We start from the raw sequence: 2,165 nt of genomic DNA, 5'->3' as shown, positions 1-2,165 counted from the left end.
ATATTACGGTGGAAAGCCGTTTGGGTGAGGGAAGTTGCTTTGAGTTTTATATTCAAGCAGAGAATACCGCAGCCGATGTCATTCCATCACCAACAACCTCCAGACAAGTTATCGGGTTAGCTGCGGGACAGCCTGCATATCGGATTTTGATTGTGGAGGATAAGCCCAGCAATCGACAGTTGTTGTTAGAACTACTCCAACCTGTAGGGTTTGACGTGCGAGAAGCAGAGAATGGACGAGAGGCGATCGCAATTTGGCAAAGTTGGCAACCGCACCTAATCTGGATGGATCTGCGAATGCCTGTCATGGATGGATACGCAGCCACCAAACAAATCAAATCAGCCCCAGATGCTCCCATTATCATTGTCTTAACTGGTAGTGCTTTTGAGGAAGAACGCCAAATTGCCGTTGCTACTGGCTGCGATGACTTTATCCGCAAGCCCTTCCGTGCCGAAGTCCTATTTGAGAAAATGACTGAATATCTTGGCGTGCAGTATATTTACAAGGAGGAAGAAGGGAGAAAAGCGATCGATTCAACCCGCAATCTTCATGCTTCATCCTTACAAGTTATGCCTGTTGAATGGATCGAACAATTGCGCCAAGCGGCGATTTGCGTTAATGCTAAGTTATTACATCAATTAATCGCCCAAATTCCTCCATCACACGCATCTTTAGCCCAGTCGATCGCGCATTTAGTCGATAATTTCCAGTTTGAAGAAATTGTAAATTTGACGAGTGCCTTCTGTCACTAGTTCCAGTTCAGGGCGATCGCGACTTGGTTAGCCAAAGCTAACAAATCGAATGGCTTGGCGATCGCCACAATTACACCTAAATCAAGCGATTGTGGTAACTGATAAGAGTGTATGGTATTGGTTAATAAAATCACGGGAATATGCTGAGTCACGGGATTTTGCTGTAATTGTTGTAAGATGGTTGACCAGTCGCGATCGGGTGTGAGATCTGCTGCAACTTCTACTGAGCGATCGCTATACTGGGTAGTGCAGGCATCCAAGTCTAATAAAATCGCATCGACTTGTCTTGTCTGGGCTAAGACAATAATTTCGCAACGTGAATCAGCAACCAAAACTTCCCAGCCAGCAGCGATTTCTAAACAAATCTGAGCTAGTTCTCGAATCGCATTCTCATTCTCAATCAGTAAAACACGGCGAGATGCACGATTAACCACAATTATCAGTTATCAGTTATCAGTTACCGTAGGGGCGGGTATGAAGCGAAGATTTAATTGCTGTAGGCATAGATCTTTTGCTAAACCCGTGCGTACAAAAGTCAGCGATTGGGAAACAGGAAACGGAAAGTCAAAAGTTATGATTTCCGACTTCCAACTTCTAACTGCCAACCTCTGCTATATCTTGTAGCGTAGGTAAAAAATATGAATAATTCATGAAGGATGTAAACAGTCAATAATATACACGCAAAAAGATATAGTTATAAGACTCTATAAACTACGTAATTCAACTCATGGAAAACAATATGAATAATTATTTATTTAAGTACCAAATTGTTTCATGACTTAGCAGCAATCAAAACTTGCTCGATTTGATTAGCCAAGGTAAAAGGATCGTAAGGCTTAGTAATTACCGCCGCTACCTGAATTTGTGTAAACTGTCTCTGTTCCGCAGGTTGAGCTTTAGCGGTGAGTAAAATGACAGGAATATTTTGCGTCAAAGGATGAGCTTGCAACTTTTGGAATGTAGTTAATCCATCCATATCTGGCATCATCACATCTAATAGAATCGCGTCAGGCTGTTCGGATGCAGCTGTCACCAATCCCTCTGCACCAGAGCTAGCTGTCAGCACTTCCCATTCCCCTGAGATCTCCAGACAAATTTGAGTCGCTTCCCGAATATCCTGCTCGTCATCAATAATTAAAATGCGTTTCATGGTCATTAGTCATTGGTTATTTATCATTAGTTGATGGTTGATGGTCGCGATTTCCGACTTTGGTACGGGCGGGTTTGACCGCAGAATTGTTTGTTTTAGTAAAAGTTGGCTCAAAAAACCTGCCCCTACAATAACTGACAACTGATAACTGGTCACTGGTCACTGGTCACTGTTTTCTGCTAAGGGTAGGGTGAAGGAAAAAGTACTGCCGGTTCCTAAAACACTTTCGACCCAGATTTGTCCTCCGTGTTGCTGTACGATGC

The 2,165-nt window shown here is 43.1% G+C and carries 4 protein-coding genes; 1 reads left to right on the top strand and 3 read right to left on the bottom strand.

Features of this window, described 5'->3' with window-relative positions:
* On the top strand, window positions 1-752 hold a 752-nt coding region (locus C7Y66_RS30370; RefSeq protein WP_146149922.1), incomplete at its 5' end, for a response regulator.
* Here the strand turns inward: C7Y66_RS30370 and C7Y66_RS30365 are convergent.
* From C7Y66_RS30365 to C7Y66_RS31525, 3 genes are all read right to left on the bottom strand, one after another.
* Window positions 749-1,186, bottom strand: coding sequence for a response regulator (locus C7Y66_RS30365; RefSeq protein ID WP_106548372.1), 438 nt, complete (start codon window positions 1,184-1,186; stop codon window positions 749-751). The two genes, C7Y66_RS30370 and C7Y66_RS30365, sit on opposite strands and share 4 nt — an antisense overlap.
* 338 nt (window positions 1,187-1,524) lie before the next feature.
* Window positions 1,525-1,902: a response regulator gene (locus C7Y66_RS30360; RefSeq protein ID WP_015153108.1), complete on the bottom strand. Its 378-nt coding sequence runs from the start codon at window positions 1,900-1,902 to the stop codon at window positions 1,525-1,527.
* Between the two features lie 16 nt (window positions 1,903-1,918).
* Window positions 1,919-2,065, bottom strand: a complete 147-nt coding sequence (locus C7Y66_RS31525; RefSeq protein ID WP_158266032.1) for a hypothetical protein — start codon at window positions 2,063-2,065, stop codon at window positions 1,919-1,921.
* Window positions 2,066-2,165: the final 100 nt, after the last annotated feature.

The sequence above is a fragment of the Chroococcidiopsis sp. CCALA 051 genome (genome assembly GCF_003015105.1).
Taxonomy (GTDB): Bacteria; Cyanobacteriota; Cyanobacteriia; order Cyanobacteriales; family Chroococcidiopsidaceae; genus Chroococcidiopsis; species Chroococcidiopsis thermalis.
This window is presented reverse-complemented; position numbering and strand designations above follow the sequence as displayed.